We start from the raw sequence: 17,188 nt of genomic DNA, 5'->3' as shown, positions 1-17,188 counted from the left end.
GATAATAGAAACCATACGGAGAAAATTCAGGAAGATATGAAACACTTGCAGGCATCAATAAACTGGATAATCACTGCTCAAAAACATTCTGGATCAAAAGGTATTTCTCTGGCTTATTCCATGAAACTGGGGTGGCTTCCCGCATATCCGGAAACAACGGGTTACATTATAAATACATTTATTGAATATTACAAATTTACAAATAACGAATACTATTTGAATAAAGCTATAGAATTGGGAAATTGGGAAATGGATATACAGCTACCTTCCGGAGGAACGCGTGTTCAGCATCCGGACAATACGCAAGCAGATATATTTGATACGGGCATGGTTTTGTTAGGGTTAACGGATCTATATAAAGAAACGAAAGATAAAACCTATTATGATGCTGCCTGCAAAGCAGGTGATTGGCTGACAGATGTACAGGACAATGATGGAAAATGGAGCACTTACAGCTATAAAATGATTCCGCATACTTATCACTCCAAAGTTGCATGGGCGCTTTTCAAATTATACAATATTTCGGGGGATGAAAAGTATAAAATTGCTGCCGAAAAAAATCTTGGATGGATATTTTCAATTCGTTACCCGAATGGCTGGTATGATTATATGGGATTTGACCTTCAAGAACAACCCTATTCCCATACAGTTGCATACATACTGCAGGGATTCTGGGGAGCATATGTGCTAATGGATAACCAAAATCCTCTCAAAGCCAAACTTTATTCGGAAATAGTACTATTCAGTGATCGCATTATTGATAAATACGGGCTTCAAAACGAAAAAACAGATATGAACATACTTCCCGGTACATTTACAAATACATGGGAAGCAGGAGATGAATATGTTTGCCTTACAGGAAACACACAATTTAGTATAGTATGGTATGAACTATATATGCTGACTGACAATGAAAAATATTATACAGCTGCTACTAATTTACTTAATGTAGTAAAGAAAACACAAAAAATGGATGGACCGGATTTACCTTACAAAAATGCAATTGCAGGTTCTTATCCGATCTGGGGTAATTATCATCCGAATGAATACCCCAACTGGGCAGCGAAGTTTTTTGCCGACGCACTTATGCTTAAAATTAAAATTGATACTTTGAAGGATCTAAATTAACACATAACCTCACACTTGAAATCACTTTATCAGCTCATCAAAAATTCAAATCTGTATTTCAGGATTATTTGCATTCTAAAGCCGTACATTAAACGTGAACGAGAGATTAACCTGAAATTTTACGGTCAATTTATTAAACCTGGTCAACTTTGTTTTGATATTGGTGCAAATATTGGTGCCAAAACCAATATTTTTAATCTATCAGGTGCAACCGTCGTTGCAGTTGAGCCTGATCCTAGCGCATTCTCCGCCTTAAAGGAAAAATATAACAATAAAAACACTATTCATCTGCTTAACATAGGATTGGGCTCTTCCAGCACAGAGAAAACACTTCATAATTTTTCCAATCATGCTCTTTCTACATTTGACGACATAGATGCAAAAAACACATTATGTGATCCACGTTTCACAGGGTTTGCATTTGAGAAAACAACTTTGGTTAAACTACAAACTATAGATATGCTTATTCAAAAATTCGGCATACCTGATTATTGCAAAATATCAACCGTTGGTTATGAACTTGAAATAATAAAGGGATTATCACATCCAATACCTGCTTTATCCATAACATGTAACTTACCTCATCACGTAAACAAAACTATTGAATGCATCGACCTGATGGAAAGGTTGGCTACATACAGATATAATTATTTTTTATCTAACTTAGCGAATGGCTTCGCAGTAGAAAAATGGCTCAATTCCATTCAAATAAAAGAAATTATTACTCAACTACCCCAAAAAACCCAAAGTCGTTACATCGAAGTATTTGCTGTTAAATTGTAGAAATTGTGGCTCAATTAAAGAAAAAAATATTACTGGCATACGGAACCCGTCCTGAATTAATAAAACTTGTACCGCTTATATTCGAACTGAAAAAACGAAAGACCGCAGAGCTGTTAGTCGTGAATACCGGTCAACACAAGGAAATGGTAACTGAATTAGAAACCATTTTTTCAATTACACCTGACGTAAAGTTCAATGTAATGACCCATGATCAATCACTGAATAATATACTTTCAAACATTGTCGGAAAAGCAAACGACCTATTCAGTAAATTTAATCCTGATATTGTTGTTGTCCAGGGGGATACAACAACAGTGTTATCAATGGGTATAGCAGCATTTAACAGAAACATACATGTAGCCCATGTGGAGGCGGGACTCAGAAGTGCTGACATCTACAATCCATATCCTGAAGAATTCAACAGACGGGTAATTTCATTATTCGCCAGGTATAACTTCGTTCCGACCGTCTTAACCGCTAAAAATCTACGTAAAGAAAACGTCAGATCTTCTACCATTTTTATTACAGGCAATACGGTCGTTGATTCACTTCATCTGGTATTAAACAAAACAAAACAAAACAAAACAAAAAACACCAGCACAAAAAAGCGAATTTTAATTACTGCCCACAGAAGGGAAAATCATGGCCGCGGAATTGAAAGTATTTGCAATGCTGTTATACGCCTCCTTAAGACATATAAAAACATTGAGTTTGTCTGGCCGGTACATCCAAATCCAAATGTTGCAGAAGTTGTTTATTCAAAACTCGGAAAAACACAAGGAGTTAATTTATGCGCTCCTCTTTCATATATTGAATTAATTAAAATGATGCGTGAATCCTATTTAATATGGACCGATTCAGGAGGAATACAGGAAGAAGCCCCAACTTTAAAAAAACCAGTACTTATTTTACGCAGTGTTACTGAACGTCCTGAAGTTATTGCATCCGGCTTTGGTAAACTGATCGGTACAAATACATCAGACATTGTCAATGCAACTATTGCCTTACTTAATGATACAAAAGCATATAACAAAATGATATCAGGTAAAAATCCGTTTGGTGATGGTAAAGCTTCTATACGTATAGCTGACACCTTATTAAAAGGATAGTTCATTTTATGAAAATACTCCTTATATCCAATAATGAAATTTGCTACAATGCCAGGCTTTTAAAAGCTGCCGATTTTTTCAGCACGAAAGGATATGAGGTCACCGTATTTAATCCGGTTACAGGGATTTCCAGTGCCGAGGTTTATAAAAACTCTATCGCCAATAAAAACTGGAAAATAATCGAAAATGATATAAGCAAAAGAACAGTAAACTCTTATGCAAGGTGGCTATACATAAGTATTATCAATAAGTTTATTTCTATTTGCTGGAACAAATTTCGATTAAAATTCGGGTTTATTTATTATATGAATAAAGGCTTGCTGGGTGCAAAAAGAAAGATAGAGAGCAATTTTGATTTTATCCTTATTCACCTGGTTGATAACCTTCCATTTGCTGTTGAACTCAAAAAAAAAACAGGAGCCAGACTGATTTACGATTCTCAGGAATATTTCAGGGGTCAATATAATAAATACGAGACCCCGTTACGCGATTGGGTGCACCTAACAGAACCGAAATATATTAGTCATGTTGATATACTTTTGGCAACAACAACTGTTATGCTTAGACAACTTACCAGGGATTATGCTTTAAAAATTCCAGCTTTTCGTGTACGCAATGTTCCATCAGGATTAATGCTTTCTGGAGTTAAACCCAAGACTGAAAACAACTTTGAAAATGATTCTGTAAAATTAGTGTGGCACGGAATGACTATATATTTTAACAATACACGTGGCGTTCATATTTTATTAAAAGCTATTGCCGCCTGCAAAAGTAATGTTAAATTATATCTTCAAGGCCTGATCAACAACGAACAGTTAATTATATTTAATGATTATGTTAAGGAGTTGAAGTTAGGAAATAAGGTTACTCTTGTTCCTCCTGCCGATCCATACAATATTGTTAGTTCGCTCACAAAATATGATATAGGCCTTATAGGAGAGTTACCGCAGGAAGAAAATCAAATGCTGACATCCTCAAATAAACTTTTTGATTTTATAAATGCAGGATTAGCAGTAATTGCAAGTGATATGCCAGGACTGAATGAAACAATTAAAGAATATAATATAGGCTACACTTATCCATCCGGAGATTCTGTAAAAATGGCAGAATTAATAGATTCACTTTGCAAAAATAAGGACCAACTTCGTAATTTTAAAGATCGTTCCAGCGAAGTTTCACAGAAAGAATTGTTCTGGGAACATGATTATGAAGCTGTTTGGAAAGAAATGAGTTCCAAAACATAAATTTTGAAAAAAATACTTATCATATATCCTCACTGGCCTCCCTCCAATTTAGCAGGAGTCCACAGACCAAGGCTTATTGCGAATTTTATTCATGAATTTGGCTGGCTACCGGTCATTTTGACTGTAGATCCGAAGTTTTATGAAGAGCGGCCTGATCCGGATATTGTTAAAACTGTATCGCCTGCAATAGAAATAAATTATGTAAGTGCCTTTAATACACTTAAACGATTTCGCTTCTTTGGAGATATTGGAATCCGGGCTTTCGGACAGCTTTATAAAAAAGCTATAGAAATAACTAAAAAAAACAAAATCGACTTTATATGGATTCCTATTCCTTCATTCTACACCGCAGTTTTGGGGAGGCTGATTTACGAAAAAACCGGCATCAATTACGGGATAGACTATATTGATCCGTGGGTAAATGGCTTCACAAATTACGACCTCCTTTTTAGTAAAGCATGGCTCAGCAACAATTTGGCAAAACTGCTTGAACCTTATGCAGTAAAAAAAGCTTCTCTAATTTCAGGAGTTGCCACTTCTTACTACCGGCCTGTGCTTGATAGAAATTTTAAAAACAAAACAATAGAACATATTGGAATGCCATATGGATTTGACCCTCATGATCATGAAATAAAAATTGAAGGACTTCAGTTTCCATGGAATAATATTCCGGGATGCATTCCATTGGTTTATGCGGGAGCATTTTTACCTAAATCACATTTATTTATTGAACTTCTGTTTAAATCAATAGCTAAATTAAAAATGGAAGGAAAATGGAATAAAAATATTCATCTTTACTTTTTAGGTACAGGAATTTATCCTGGAAAAACAATTACCGATCATGCAAATGAAAATAAAGTTTCCGATTCAATTCATGAGATACCTGAACGATTTCCCTTTATACACATTTTAAACTTTCTATCAGCTTCCTCGGGAGTAATGGTAATTGGAAGTATAGAGAACCACTATACTGCATCTAAAATATTTCAATCATTACTATCCAAAAAGCCCGTATTCGCTGTGTTTCATAAAGAAAGCAGTGTGGTTTCGATTCTAAAACAGGCAGAAGCAGACAACTACTTGTGCGAATATACTGACAGTATGGATGTAATAAAGCTGGAGTTTTCCATCTATAACACCTTCGATTCCTTTGTAAAAAAAGGAAAGAACTGGATTCCCAAACTTGAAACATTAAATCATTATTCATCACGGCAGTCGGCTTTTTTATTGGCTCAAAAACTGGATCTAATCACTTTCGGAAAATGAAACGATTAGGAATAGTAGTAAGTCATCCTATTCAATATTACAGCCCCCTGTTCAGGTACCTGGCTAAATATATTGATTTAGTCGTTTTTTATTGCCACAACCCTTCTGAAGAACAGATAGGGAGCAATGGATTTGGTATTAAGTTTAAATGGGATATTGACCTATTAAGCGGCTATAAGTATATTTATCTGAATAATATTTCCGCCCATCCATCACTTAATTCTTTTTCCGGATGCGATACTCCTGATATAGGCCGGGTGTTAAAGGAAAACAGTATCTCTCATGTTGTAATCATCGGCTGGTATTTAAAATCATATATTCAGGCGCTTTTGCAATCAAAAAGATCCGGAATTAAAGTGGCCGTGAGAGGTGACAGCCAGCTAAATCCGGATGACTCTATTTTTAAGCACATATTTAAAAAAATATTTTACGGTTTTCTTATCCGAAAATATGATACCCTGATGTATGTGGGTGAACGCAACAAAAAATACCTGGTTGAATATGGCGCCCAAGAATCTCAATTGATTTTTTCTCCGCATGCTGTTGATCAATCCTTTTGGAAAATGGATCTATCGGAAATAAACAGTAAAACCGAAAACAAACTAATATTTGCGTGGGCTGCCAAATTTATTGAAAAGAAAAGACCTCATGATGCTATAGAAGCATTTAAAAGCGCTTATGATTACAACAAAAATATTGAACTTTGGATGATTGGATCAGGAGCATTATTGGAGTCGTGTCAGCTTCTGGCGGATAACCATAAGGCAATTAAGTTCTGGGGGTTTAAAAACCAAACTGAGTTAAAAACATTATTAAGCAAAAGCGATTTTATTTTACTCACAAGTGATCACAGGGAAACCTGGGGCTTAATTGTGAATGAATGCTTTAGTATGGGAATTCCGGCGATTGTGAGTGAGGCCTGCGGCTCCTCTGCTGACTTAATTGAAGACGGAAAAACGGGATATCATTATAAAACAGGGGACACAAAACAACTTCAGGAAAGAATTTTAGCCGCCGCTTTAAGTGATCCTGCTTCATATACAGAAGGTTTGAAAAGAAAAAATGAGATATATTCGTATGAATGGAATAAGAAGGCATTTATGAATTTTATGAATTTATAAGATGGAAGATACAGAAAACGGTGTAGTGAGAATTGTCAAACTATTCGTTTCGATGATCCTGGCTTCAACGCTGAAATTTTTCAAGCCCGAAACAGATCCTCTTTCTATAATTGGCTTAGGACTTTTCATTTTCTTCGGGTTAAGCTTTTATTACAAATTAGGCAGGGGAATTCCTGTAAGGGAACTTATAATACTTATCGCCCTTATTCAATGGGTCATTGCACCCATATTATCTTACCATTTCTATACCAAAAGTGAATTTTACTACATGATAATTGATGAAAGCCGGTATATGAGTTTCGTTATTCCTGCAACTTTGGCTTTAATTACGGGATTATTATTACCTCTGCGAAAACCTATTAAATTACAGGGAGAAAATTATATTGAAAATCCTAATTACTATTTTAAGCGCGGTCAGGCAATATTTATTATTGGACTTTTGGCATTTTTAATAAAACCCTTTACTCCGGCTGCTTTGGGTTACTTTTTTTTGCTGTTGTCCTATTCATCCATATTAGGAGCGCTTTATTTACTTAAAGCAAATAGCCGGTTTAAATATATTACCCTTGCTGCTGCATTTGCACCTATTTTTGCAGGCGCCGCAGAAAGTTCGGTTTTTCATGAAATGTTCATATGGGGGGGATTCCTTGTGATCATGTATACTTTTATTAATAAATCGGGAGTTCTTTCCAAAACCATATTGCTCTCGTTTATGGTAGCAAGTATTTTTCTTATAAATGCCGTTAAAAAGGATTACAGGGAAGCGGTTTGGTCAGAACAAAAGGATCAGCCACAATTTCCGGGACAGGAAAAAACAGGGGTAAAAGGAAATGCAGGTCAACTGATTGGCATGGTAAATGAAAAAGTAGGTGGTAGTGGTATACAAAGTGATTATTACCAGGAATTTACGGACCGCCTGAATCAGGGATGGATCATTGCCAGGATCATGTATGTGGTGCCTCAATATGAAGATTTCGCCCATGGTGAAACCATTATAGAGGGTATTTACGCTTCACTCTTACCAAGATTTCTTTCACCTAACAAAGCCATGTCAGGCGGAGCAAAAAATTTTGAACGATTCACCGGTCTGGCTCTTGCCGGCGCAAGCATGAACCTGGGTATTATTGGCGAGGCTTATGCCAACTACGGAGAAGTAGAAGGAGTGATATTTATGTTTATTTATGGACTCTTCTTTAATATTGTATATTGGATAATCCTTAAACGGGCTCAGCTTAAGGCAGAAACTCTGTTATGGCTGCCCTTTTTATTTTTTTATGTTATTAAAGCTGAAGAGGACTTTACCAGTATATTCAACCAATTTGTAAAGTCAGTCGTTGTAATGGTTATCCTTTTTTATGCATTGAACTTATTTATCAGAGAACAACCTTTTTTAAAACATAAACCTGAAACAATATAATAAATATGTTATTGCTAATTTGCCAAGGGCCGGCTTGGCGAACAAACTCCTTGTTTGGTCGAGGGCACTATCGTTTGCGCATATCAATGGCTTTCGTATGATTACGATCAATTGGTCAACACTTCATATTGGCCCAATACTGAGAAAGGAAAGAACGAAGCGGATTTACCTCGGTTATTTCAACCATAATACTCTTTTGGACCGGTTAAGGGCCCATTTGATGTTACTCAACACTAATAAAATTACAGACCCACTTATTGAAATTTACCAGATACCAAGTAACGTGTTTGAATTCAAAAATATTTTTTTTTGGATGCATTTTTTTGATTCTATACGGATACACCGCGATTTTATAAAAAAAACTTTTTTTGATGATCTTCTTACGAAAAAATTTCGAAAGATATTCATATCCCTTCCTACAAATGCTATTGGGGTTCATATCAGGCGCGGAGACTTTGCTGCATTTAAACATAATCAGAAATTTGACAGAGAAGTTGTATTGGTGCAGACTCCCATAGACTATTTTGTGCAAACAATTAAGCTGCTCAGATATTTATCCGGTAAAGATTTAAAGGCTGTAATTTTCAGTGACGGATATGAAAGTGAACTAACCCCTGTTTTGGGGTTGCCTAATGTCGAGCTTTTTAAAGGAAAATCCGACCTGGAGGATATGTTAGCACTAAGTAAATGCAAAATAATTATCCCAAGTCCCAGCAGCACATTTGGATTGTTTGCGGGATTTATTTCTGACTCAATACTGTTACATCACCCGGATTTTTTTATGCGCGACATACGACCTGAAGAAGTGAATAAAATCCATTTTGAAGGACCCTTTAATTACAAAAGCGAAAACGATATTCCAAGCCAATTGATCAGACAACTTAAAGAAATTTGAAAATGATAAAAAAATTTATTGTAAATAACTTAACATTTCTGGGCCAATATAAACGATTTGGTGTTGCACTTAAAGATTGTTACAGCGCAAAGAAAGCGAGTTATTCTCAACATAAGGAAGATGCCTATATTTGGGAAATCCTATCGAAATATGATCTGACCGATTCAATCTATACAGATGTTGGCGCGAATCATCCAACAGATATTTCGAATACTTACTTACTTTACCGAAATGGATTAAATGGAGTAGTGATTGAACCAAATCCGGAACTTGTAAATTTATTTTTACGTTTCAGACCAAAAGATATAACACTTGCAATCGGATGCGGTAACCAAACCGCAATTTCAAAATTCAATATTTCAAAAACTCCTGTTATGAGTAGTTTTTCTGAACGCACTGAAAACAACACTTACAAAAGCGTTTATGTACCAGTAATGAAACTTGATCAGGCACTCGAAAATATCGAATATGAATATATTCATTTATTAAGCATTGATGTGGAAGGTATAAATCTAGAGGTTTTAAAAGGGGCTGAAAAAACCCTGGCAAAAAGTCTTTTATTATGTATTGAATTTGATAACCAACAGGACAAGATTGATTATAGTCAATTACTCGGCAATAAATTTACCCTTTTAAAAGAATTTGGCTGCAACATGCTTTATATTAACAATTCACTTAACGAAAGTAAATTAAAAAGCCCGCTTACTCCCCATTAAGATCAATGACAACCGGATTAATTCCTGAATACATTGGAGCACGTCCAACAATAAGTCCATCTTCTGAGAAGGATTGGGCTTTATCAGCAGAACAAATAATTATAAATTCTTTTTCTTTCAAAAACTGCAGACACTTGTAATGTAACTCCTGTGAATGGGTAGAAACGAAAATGTAACCAATCTTATTTTCAGCAAAAACTTGTTTAGCACCATTAAGCATGTCGTACTCAAAACCCTGAATATCACAATGCAAAACATCAATAAAATTAATGTCATTAACTTTAATAAAATCATCAATACAAATAAAGCCTGTTCCTCCGGGTACCGAAACAGTTTCGTTGCCTACAAAAAACTGAAAAAATTCACCCTTCATGCCATTTAACTTAAAATTAGCCCTGCCACTTTTAATATTATAAGCATCAGGTTCTATCATGTAGCATTTAGCATTTTTTATCTCTTTATAAAACCACATGGAATAGAATGCCCAAAACGATCCTAATTCGATCATTGTTGAACCCGGCTTAATTCCCTTCAGAACTTCCATAAATACACGCTCCTCCTGAGGCTCATGTACCCCCTTATTTTCATACAACAACCGGGCAATTTCAAGTCCATAATAGCTGCCCAGATTGATTCTAATTCCATTGTGCATTATTTGCTTACCCCGATTAACCTCCCCGGCATTTTTTACACGTTTAATATAATTGTTATCTTTCGCCCGAACAGCACTATTGATCCTGGCTCTCCAACCATTATCAACTTCAATATTCATAAAGGTTTTGTCGTAAAGACCTGAGGGAATAATATAATGAGCTATTATATGCCTTACTATCGGAAACCGGCGCACAAGCTTTCTTATACGTTGAAGCATTTTAGCCTACTTTTCAATCGGTTAACTTATTAAACAGTATAAAATTAAATAAAGAATACTCTCATTATTTCCGTATCGTAAATATAAATTTATCTCTGAATGGAACCGGCTCACTAAAATGATAACCGGGAAAACACGCCCTATAATTCTCGATGGAACGCGCCTTTTCATAAAAGGTCTTTACTTTATCGGTAAGTAACCACGATGTTACAATAAAAATGCCGGTTTCACCAATAGCATCTTTTATATGCATCATAGCATTCTTAAATCTATTTTCCTCTGTGATATGTTGTGTAACATCAATCATAATAACCACATCGAATTTCCCATTCACCAATTGTTCTGTAATATCCTTCTTTACAAATGTATAAGTAGGATAATTCCTACCTAGTTCAGCAAACAATGTATCTGTAATATCAAGACCAATATAATTTTTACAACCATTTTGCTTAAAAATATTTGTATAAAATCCTATTCCACAACCACGAATATCAAATCCGAATTGTTTGTGTCGGTTACGCCAATATTCTTCAGAGTCATACCCCCCGATAAACTTATATTTCAGCCTTTTTAAATATTTAGTGAGCGTATCTATCATGTTAATTAAATTATTTTGTGATTGTCCTGCTTTGCAAAGTAACAATATTTGTTTAATTTTTTGATCAAAAACCCATTCTTTAATTCCAAGAGTATTTTAAAATTCAAAATGAATAAATTTTTATTAAAATATTTATATGCCACAATCACTGATCACCAAAACAGAAGTTGGCCACGCGATGGAAAGCAGCCATTTGCATATCCGAAGCTCTCCATGACTTTTCACATCAGTGGATTCTATTGCTTAAAAACGATTCAAATTCTTTGTAAAATGCTGAGAAATCATATTCGGCTGAATACACATTTTCGATATTACGTCGATATGACTCAGGATCATCGGCAATTTTTAATACAGCTGATTCAAACTCATCTATTTTCGAAATATAGACTCCCATGCCTTTTTCTTCAATCGTTCTGAGATCCTCAACATTTCCGGCAATTACAGGCAAATTATTCTTCAGATATGTCCCGATCTTTCCTCCGGTCAAAGCATTTTCCCTTTCAGCCTTTTCATCTTTATCATACAAGATCAATCCGACATCCGCAGAACTTACAATATAATTGAGCATCGTCGATGGAACCGGCTTTTGAGACAGTTTAATAAAAGGATGTATTTCAGTACCCATCAAACCCAAAGTACGGGAATGAAAAACAAGATGATATGGCTTATCCCTAAATTGATTTGATTTTTCAAACAACTCCTTTGCAAGATTCCAACCAAGTGTACCTATAAACAGAATGAGAGGCTTCTGATCCGTAATGTTAAAAATATCTCTGAAGTAATTACTTCTTAAACGCACAGATCTCCCCGAAGGGGAATTTGGAATAACAAAATACTTATGGTCCAGAGGTAATCTATTTATCTGTCTTTGATACTCATACCTGCCAATACCTAATGCTATTGAAGCGTCGGCCTTTTGATTTACAATAATATCTGATTTTTTCAGCTTTTTATAATTCGGAACTTCATGGCGCTTTAAATCTGTATTAAATACTTCATCAGCTAAATAGATAAAGGGTATACCAAGCCGCCTGGAAATTTTTTCTGCCAGAAAAGCCCCTTCAAAAGGAGTTCCGATCACTGCATTATATTTATATTCTTTTTTAAAGGATAACCTGTACCAAAATTCGGCTCTTTCAAACTTAGAACGCGGAAAATTAAGGACACGTATTTTTGAATCAGAAAATAAAGGCGGAGAATTATAAGGATTGAAAATACAATAAAGATCAACCATGTATCCGCTTTGAGCCAGGTGACTTGCCAACTCTGTAAAACAGCTGTGTGCATCAACATATGACCTGCTAAAAAGCAAGGCTATTCGTTTCGTATGTTGCAGGTTTTCGCTCAAAACACCAAGAGCATCAAAGTTAATAATAAAACTTCACCAGCACCCTGGCTAAACCTATGCGATAATTCTTTCCGGTATTCAGAAAAGGTTATTTATCAATTTTTTCCCTTATGGCACTCACCATCCCACCAACATTTTCCCAATCTTTGATTTCGGAAGCAGTAAACTCTATGTTGAAGTGCTTTTCAATGGCCACAATAAGTTCAATATAAGCCAGAGAATCCCATTCCGGAACATCATTTGAGGTTGTTTTTTCAGTTAAAACGATCGAATCATTATTTAACACCTCATTAAATATTCTGTTCAACTGTTGCAACACTTCAACTGTTTCCATAGATACATGTTATTTTTGCCGAATATATTTCGCCTTTTCACGATATTCCTTTGTATTCAGGATCCAACAAGCATTTTCGTTTTTAAATCCAAGAACCGAATAATGATCCTTTACCAGCTTATTTTTGGGTGTAGGAATATATTCTCCAATGATCATATCAAATCCGTTCTGCAAAGCACATTTTACAATGCTGTTCAGCACAAAATGTTCCATCCCTCTTTTTAATACCCTGCAGCTCATCAGCCAGGTATCAATAAACAGCTTCTTTCCATCCTGCTTTTTTAAAATAACCGCACTTACAATACCACTGTCTCCAAACCTGTCCTCCAGAGTGAAGACAAGGGTTATAAAATCAGTTGAATCAGAAATTCTATGAAGTTCCGGCTCGGTATAACGTACTGTACGGAGATTAAACTGGTTTGAACGCTGGGAAAGCTGAGCAACACGGGGGATATTAAATTTATTGAAGGATTCTATAGTGCAAATCATATCGAGACCAGCCAGGAAATCGTCCTGATTTGTATATTTCCTTTGAATACTGCTTCGCTTCGATTCCTGCAGATACTGAGCGGTACGCTGCTCGTCTTCTTCTGTAACAGAACATGTTTCAAACAAATTAAGCGGGCGGAAGAATTCTAAATATTTGGCCGGATCTTTTGGCAAGTCAGGAACTTCGATTTGAGGAATATATGTCCGGACCAGGTTCCGCTCAAAAGGATCATCGTCAATAAAAACCATCGCATCAAATCCAATATTCAATGTCCTTTGTATCTCTTTTATATTGTCAACCTTGCTTTCACGATTAGCGACAAAAACAGCAATGTCTTGCAGGCTTAGTATCATATCCGGATGCTTTTCGAATGGCTCTTTGGCAATTGCCTCCTCGTTGTTGCTGCATACAGCAAGCAATATTCCCCTGTTCTTTAATTGCTTTACCCATAACTGAAATTCAGTGAATGCCTTACCAATGCCCAGTTCACCTATCTGTATGTTTTCAATCCCATCGTCACCGATCACTCCTCCCCACATTACATTATCAAGATCAAGTACCAGGCATTTTTTAAACCGGCCATTCAGCGAACTCACAATATCTGTTATACTTTTCGCCACAAAAGGCAACGCATCTATGCTCAACACCATACCGGCATTGATATACATTTTTGGATCGAATAAAAAATTGCGACCCGATTGATCCTGGATCGCGCAGAGGTCACAAATAAACAGGTTATTCACATCCGATGAAAGCTTCATTAATCCAAAGTTCAGCTTCCTGAGCTGATATGAAAAAGAGGCTTCCATTTTATTCGAATAATTTCCATAAACCATATCAAGTGGTACGGGGAAATTCAGATAAATAATTTCTGACGAAAGACTTTTTGAAATTGAATTGCAGACTTCCGTTAACCAAGAAATATGATCTGAAGCGAAATTTACCCTGGAATTATTTTCACTTTTATAAAATTTCGAAAGGAGCTTTTCCGAAGCTTTAAAAATCACAATGTGATCGGGGTTAAATTCATATAATTCAGATGAATTATCAAAAATAAGCTGATCAACCTGGTCATATCCGGCTTCGAATATTTCAAAATTTATACCGGCTTCAACCCCATAGCCTTTAATGGCTTGAACAAGAAGTTGTACAGAAGAATCGCCCACCAAAGCTACCTTTACCTTTAACAGATTGGACTGGTCTTTTTTAAGATTTCTTTTTAAAGTAGCAAAGTCAAGCATTAAAATTCGGAATTTATACCAAATATAAATTAGTCCTTGTTTTTTTGACCTCACTCTTTATCTCTCTCCAAACCGGCCCAGAACGCAGTCGAAAGAGGAGAGAGAAGCTGTGGATTAATTTATATACTACTACGCACATTACCTGGGCGACACTTAAACCTTTGAAGGCATCGTAAAACAAAGATTTTGTTAAATAAATTGTCGCATAAGCTTCCTACTACTCTGCAGCTTCAACTACTCTCATGATTTTACACAATGATTTCGGATAATATTTGCTTGTACATAGCCAATTGTTTTGATGATAGTTTACCTAAATCAGCTATTTTGTTCTCTTGCTTTAGGGTTACTATTCTATCTGCTTTAACAACAGATTTCACTCTTAACTTATTAATTTTATCAGGCGATAAAATAAATTCTCTTTTCGATATCTTATCAGGTACGACAGAGCTTATAGCAGAAACGACAATGTCCTTATATTTATCTGCTGTTTGAGTAAGTACTACAGCGGGTCTGACTTTAATATTTGTTAGTTCAGCAAAGGGAAACGGAATTAAAACAATATCTCCGATTTTCATTTCCGCTTGTGTTTAGGTTTTAGATAATCCTGATAAATATTTTCCTGCTCATTTTCCCAAAATTCCAAACCATTAGTTTGAGCTGAAAAATTTCGCAAGCTTTCTTCATTCCAACCTTCTTCTTCTAAAAATGTTACTATTACCTTTTTAGGTGTATGCACATCTATTTTTTCTGACAATTTTAATTTTTTGCCATCGTATATTCCCTGAATACTTAGCATGGTGTTATGTTTTTATTTTAAACAAAGTTAATGTATTATGCTGCAAAACCAAAATGAGGAGTATAACAAATCCTGGCAGCCTTCAATGTCATCCTTTGGGGTGTATGACAAATTCACATATTCCCTTCGACAAGCTCAGAGTACACTACTAATACGCCCATTACTTGGGCGACATTTAAACTTTTGAAAGTATCGTAAAACACCCTACCTTATACTATTAAACTAAATCATTCCGAACAAAAATGCCATCTGTCTGAAATTGCTGGCCGGTTTCAAAATTATTAAATCCGGGAATAAGGTTATACAATACAAATCCTTTCCCATTCATATAGTTTATCATATCCGCCAAAAGCAATTCGCCCTTGTATAAGGGTACAATTGCCATTTCAAGTTGAATAAGCTTAATATTCTTTAAGGAGTCGGATGCCCCTTCAATTACATTTTTTTCAAAACCCTGAACATCCAGCTTCAGGTACACAGAGCTGCCCGGCTTTGAATAGGTGTTAAAAATGGAATCCAGTTTTCTGACTGTTATTTTTTCTTTGGTTATGTATGCCGAACCTGCCTCCTGCTTAACATGCGCAGGAAGCATTTCTAGCAATGAACTGCTAACCGTATTTTGTGAAACATTAATATATTCTTCTCCATCTTTATCTCCCAGCGCTATGTTAATGGCTTCCCAATTATTTCCTTCACGTGTATTAGCCGAAAGCTTTTTGTACACAGCTTCAACCGGTTCAAACGATACTATTTTATTTGAATATCCCCATTTCTTCATCGCCATTGCATATTGACCCTCATTGGCTCCTACATCAAGAAGAGTATCAATTTTAAAATGGTCGAATATTTTCCGGTAGTTAATAGAAGTTTTATCGGTAACTCCTGCTTTGTAAAAAGCGACACCTCTTCTTTTGATGAAATTTAATACGAACGATGAAATCATTTTATTATCCCCTAATTATTTCAATCCAAATTCAAAGCCTACCTCAGGGTAAGTGCCAAAATAAAACAAAAGTGATTTAATTTTATATCAAAATAATACCCTAACCTTTATTTCAATCAAATTCTATGACTTAAATAAATCCTTAAAAAAGGTCTGAACGCTTTCTTCCGGATTAAGAACCTCATTATACATTCGTTTGCTTTCTGTTGAATAGGTATAAAATTCCTCTTTAATTCTTTTTACAATTGAAAAAAAGTTATCGTTATCCATCAATATACCGCCAAATTTATACTTCTTAAAAAGATCACTGAAGCTTTCCTCTAAATTAACAATTGCCGGCAATCCCACCATCATATATGTGGAAAATTTGCCGGATGCCAGACCTATGTTAGTCAGATTTTTTCCAAGATGCGGATTACGTTGAGCAGCGGACACATAAAATGCCAGACCTATGTGAAAACCTTTCAGAAAGCCACAATACATTGCATAATCAACAAAAGGATGATTGTGAATCGAAACAGGATAGCCATCCCGAATGAGATCATCAATGGCCGTTTTATATGGGTCGCTACTGCTTAATTCCTTATGAGAATGTATCACAAAATGAACATCATGACCGCGACTTTCTTTGATCAGGCTCAAAATGATATCCATCCCGGACCAATCAGCAACGCTACCGGAATGAATTATCAATGTCTTGTTTAATGGAATACCAAACCTCTGGTAAATATTTTCGGCCTTTACATCTTCATAAGCCGGAGATACAGAAATTAAAAAAGTCTTTATATCATTCTTTAAATTATTCTCCTTTTTCAACAATTCATATCGTAATTTATCCTGAATGACCAAATAGTCTATATGGCCAGAATAGTATTTCTCCTTTTCCTT

At 35.5% G+C, this 17,188-nt stretch carries 18 protein-coding genes; 9 read left to right on the top strand and 9 right to left on the bottom strand.

What is annotated here, in order from left to right; genetic code table 11:
* The first annotated feature begins 36 nt into the window (after positions 1-36).
* From HYU69_10785 to HYU69_10745, 9 genes are read left to right on the top strand one after another with little or no spacing between them, the layout of a single operon-like run.
* Complete coding sequence (locus tag HYU69_10785; protein MBI2270823.1) at positions 37-1,128, top strand: glycoside hydrolase family 127 protein; 1,092 nt, start codon at positions 37-39, stop codon at positions 1,126-1,128.
* A 15-nt stretch (positions 1,129-1,143) separates the two neighbouring features.
* Entirely contained in the window at positions 1,144-1,911 is a 768-nt protein-coding gene (locus tag HYU69_10780) for an FkbM family methyltransferase (protein ID MBI2270822.1), read from the top strand.
* A gap of 5 nt (positions 1,912-1,916) precedes the next feature.
* On the top strand, positions 1,917-3,020 hold the full coding sequence (wecB, locus tag HYU69_10775) for a UDP-N-acetylglucosamine 2-epimerase (non-hydrolyzing) (protein MBI2270821.1): 1,104 nt from the start codon (positions 1,917-1,919) through the stop codon (positions 3,018-3,020).
* 8 nt (positions 3,021-3,028) lie between these two features.
* On the top strand, positions 3,029-4,264 hold the full coding sequence (locus HYU69_10770; GenBank protein MBI2270820.1) for a glycosyltransferase: 1,236 nt from the start codon (positions 3,029-3,031) through the stop codon (positions 4,262-4,264).
* A gap of 3 nt (positions 4,265-4,267) precedes the next feature.
* Positions 4,268-5,530 carry a hypothetical protein gene (locus HYU69_10765; GenBank protein MBI2270819.1) on the top strand — a complete coding sequence of 421 codons (1,263 nt, stop codon included), beginning with the start codon at positions 4,268-4,270 and terminating at the stop codon, positions 5,528-5,530.
* A complete protein-coding gene (locus tag HYU69_10760) occupies positions 5,527-6,651 on the top strand; it encodes a glycosyltransferase family 4 protein (protein ID MBI2270818.1) in 1,125 nt (374 codons plus the stop codon). The genes HYU69_10765 and HYU69_10760 overlap by 4 nt, the downstream gene beginning before the upstream one ends.
* A 1-nt stretch (position 6,652) precedes the next feature.
* Positions 6,653-8,068, top strand: a complete 1,416-nt coding sequence (locus HYU69_10755) for a hypothetical protein (protein MBI2270817.1) — start codon at positions 6,653-6,655, stop codon at positions 8,066-8,068.
* A gap of 34 nt (positions 8,069-8,102) precedes the next feature.
* A complete protein-coding gene (locus HYU69_10750) occupies positions 8,103-8,963 on the top strand; it encodes an alpha-1,2-fucosyltransferase (protein MBI2270816.1) in 861 nt (286 codons plus the stop codon).
* 2 nt (positions 8,964-8,965) lie between these two features.
* Entirely contained in the window at positions 8,966-9,679 is a 714-nt protein-coding gene (locus HYU69_10745) for an FkbM family methyltransferase (protein ID MBI2270815.1), read from the top strand.
* Here the strand turns inward: HYU69_10745 and HYU69_10740 are convergent.
* The 9 genes from HYU69_10740 to HYU69_10700 all read right to left on the bottom strand — a co-directional run.
* Positions 9,666-10,451, bottom strand: a complete 786-nt coding sequence (locus HYU69_10740; protein ID MBI2270814.1) for an FkbM family methyltransferase — start codon at positions 10,449-10,451, stop codon at positions 9,666-9,668. The two genes, HYU69_10745 and HYU69_10740, sit on opposite strands and share 14 nt — an antisense overlap.
* A gap of 163 nt (positions 10,452-10,614) precedes the next feature.
* Positions 10,615-11,148: a class I SAM-dependent methyltransferase gene (locus HYU69_10735; GenBank protein ID MBI2270813.1), complete on the bottom strand. Its 534-nt coding sequence runs from the start codon at positions 11,146-11,148 to the stop codon at positions 10,615-10,617.
* A 226-nt stretch (positions 11,149-11,374) separates the two neighbouring features.
* Positions 11,375-12,460 (bottom strand): hypothetical protein, encoded by a 1,086-nt coding sequence (locus HYU69_10730; protein MBI2270812.1) that lies wholly within the window; start codon positions 12,458-12,460, stop codon positions 11,375-11,377.
* Positions 12,461-12,584: 124 nt separating this feature from the next.
* The gene (locus HYU69_10725; GenBank protein MBI2270811.1) at positions 12,585-12,830 is read right to left on the bottom strand and encodes an acyl carrier protein; all 246 of its coding nucleotides are present in this window, start codon (positions 12,828-12,830) and stop codon (positions 12,585-12,587) included.
* Positions 12,831-12,839: 9 nt separating this feature from the next.
* Complete coding sequence (locus HYU69_10720) at positions 12,840-14,561, bottom strand: HAD-IIIC family phosphatase (GenBank protein ID MBI2270810.1); 1,722 nt, start codon at positions 14,559-14,561, stop codon at positions 12,840-12,842.
* Positions 14,562-14,809: 248 nt separating this feature from the next.
* A complete protein-coding gene (locus tag HYU69_10715; GenBank protein ID MBI2270809.1) occupies positions 14,810-15,136 on the bottom strand; it encodes a type II toxin-antitoxin system PemK/MazF family toxin in 327 nt (108 codons plus the stop codon).
* Positions 15,133-15,357: a hypothetical protein gene (locus HYU69_10710; protein ID MBI2270808.1), complete on the bottom strand. Its 225-nt coding sequence runs from the start codon at positions 15,355-15,357 to the stop codon at positions 15,133-15,135. Before HYU69_10710 ends, HYU69_10715 begins: the two co-directional genes overlap by 4 nt.
* Positions 15,358-15,574: 217 nt before the next feature.
* A complete protein-coding gene (locus HYU69_10705; protein ID MBI2270807.1) occupies positions 15,575-16,300 on the bottom strand; it encodes an FkbM family methyltransferase in 726 nt (241 codons plus the stop codon).
* A gap of 123 nt (positions 16,301-16,423) precedes the next feature.
* On the bottom strand, positions 16,424-17,188 hold a 765-nt coding region (locus tag HYU69_10700; GenBank protein MBI2270806.1), incomplete at its 5' end, for a hypothetical protein.

The organism is Bacteroidota bacterium (assembly GCA_016183775.1).
Lineage (GTDB): Bacteria > Bacteroidota > Bacteroidia > JABDFU01 > JABDFU01 > JABDFU01.
This window is presented reverse-complemented; position numbering and strand designations above follow the sequence as displayed.

Bases quoted from the DNA above. Each gene is read 5' to 3' on its own strand.
- HYU69_10785 (MBI2270823.1), top strand. From the start codon at position 37: ATGAAACACTTGCAGGCATCAATAAACTGGATAATCACTGCTCAAAAA.
- HYU69_10770 (MBI2270820.1), top strand. From the start codon at position 3,029: ATGAAAATACTCCTTATATCCAATAATGAAATTTGCTACAATGCCAGG.
- HYU69_10760 (MBI2270818.1), top strand. From the start codon at position 5,527: ATGAAACGATTAGGAATAGTAGTAAGTCATCCTATTCAATATTACAGC.
- HYU69_10755 (MBI2270817.1), top strand. From the start codon at position 6,653: ATGGAAGATACAGAAAACGGTGTAGTGAGAATTGTCAAACTATTCGTT.
- HYU69_10745 (MBI2270815.1), top strand. From the start codon at position 8,966: ATGATAAAAAAATTTATTGTAAATAACTTAACATTTCTGGGCCAATAT.
- HYU69_10740 (MBI2270814.1), bottom strand. From the start codon at position 10,451: ATGAATATTGAAGTTGATAATGGTTGGAGAGCCAGGATCAATAGTGCT.
- HYU69_10735 (MBI2270813.1), bottom strand. From the start codon at position 11,148: ATGATAGATACGCTCACTAAATATTTAAAAAGGCTGAAATATAAGTTT.
- HYU69_10725 (MBI2270811.1), bottom strand. From the start codon at position 12,830: ATGGAAACAGTTGAAGTGTTGCAACAGTTGAACAGAATATTTAATGAG.
- HYU69_10720 (MBI2270810.1), bottom strand. From the start codon at position 14,561: ATGCTTGACTTTGCTACTTTAAAAAGAAATCTTAAAAAAGACCAGTCC.
- HYU69_10715 (MBI2270809.1), bottom strand. From the start codon at position 15,136: ATGAAAATCGGAGATATTGTTTTAATTCCGTTTCCCTTTGCTGAACTA.
- HYU69_10710 (MBI2270808.1), bottom strand. From the start codon at position 15,357: ATGCTAAGTATTCAGGGAATATACGATGGCAAAAAATTAAAATTGTCA.
- HYU69_10705 (MBI2270807.1), bottom strand. From the start codon at position 16,300: ATGATTTCATCGTTCGTATTAAATTTCATCAAAAGAAGAGGTGTCGCT.